Source organism: Dolichospermum circinale AWQC131C (assembly GCF_000426905.1).
GTDB lineage: Bacteria > Cyanobacteriota > Cyanobacteriia > Cyanobacteriales > Nostocaceae > Dolichospermum > Dolichospermum circinale.
Genome location: NZ_APIY01000469.1, coordinates 1 through 585, shown reverse-complemented (window position 1 = coordinate 585; position 585 = coordinate 1). Strand labels below are relative to the sequence as shown.

Below are 585 nucleotides of genomic sequence, written 5' to 3'. Positions count from 1 at the left end.
ATTAGACATCTCCGAAAACTATCTAACCTTCACCACAACTGCTTTTGAGGAAATGAAGGTTAAGTGCAAAGATACTCAGATTATACGCTATAATCAGTGCTGAAGATGCCTGCTATTGGGAATTAGCCAAAAAATAGCACCTCTGAAATTGGATTTTATGCAGGAAACTTGCAATTTGCTATAGCTACAAAATAACAGTACCAATACGCAATCTTACAAGTCCACAAATAGTCATAATTATTTGTTCATATTTCTGGGTATTTAATCTAAATCTTTCTTGGGCAACTCTAAATATCTTGACTAAACGAATTAAATGTTCAACAAAAATTCTTTCCGACGCTAGTTCTTTATTTCTGGACTTTTGTTCAGGCGTTAATTCTTGTTTTTTCGGTTTTTTCTGAGGGGTTTTAATTGACTCTTCTCCTTCATAAGCTTTATCCCCATTAAACCTTTGTTTGGTCTCAAATTCCTGGGAGGTTTCACGAAATAAGCTGATATCACTTTTGGGACCTGGTTTACCAGCCTTTACATCTACAATATCTTTACCATTTGGTAGGACAATTAGCTGGTTTTTTCTAGTATGAG

General features: G+C 34.9%; 1 protein-coding gene. It reads right to left on the bottom strand.

Annotation, left to right across the window (positions count from 1 at the left end; translation table 11 throughout):
- Positions 1-184: 184 nt before the first annotated feature.
- A partial coding sequence (locus tag ACIR131C_RS0100965; protein ID WP_028088716.1) for a transposase family protein occupies positions 185-585 on the bottom strand: 401 nt, incomplete at its 5' end.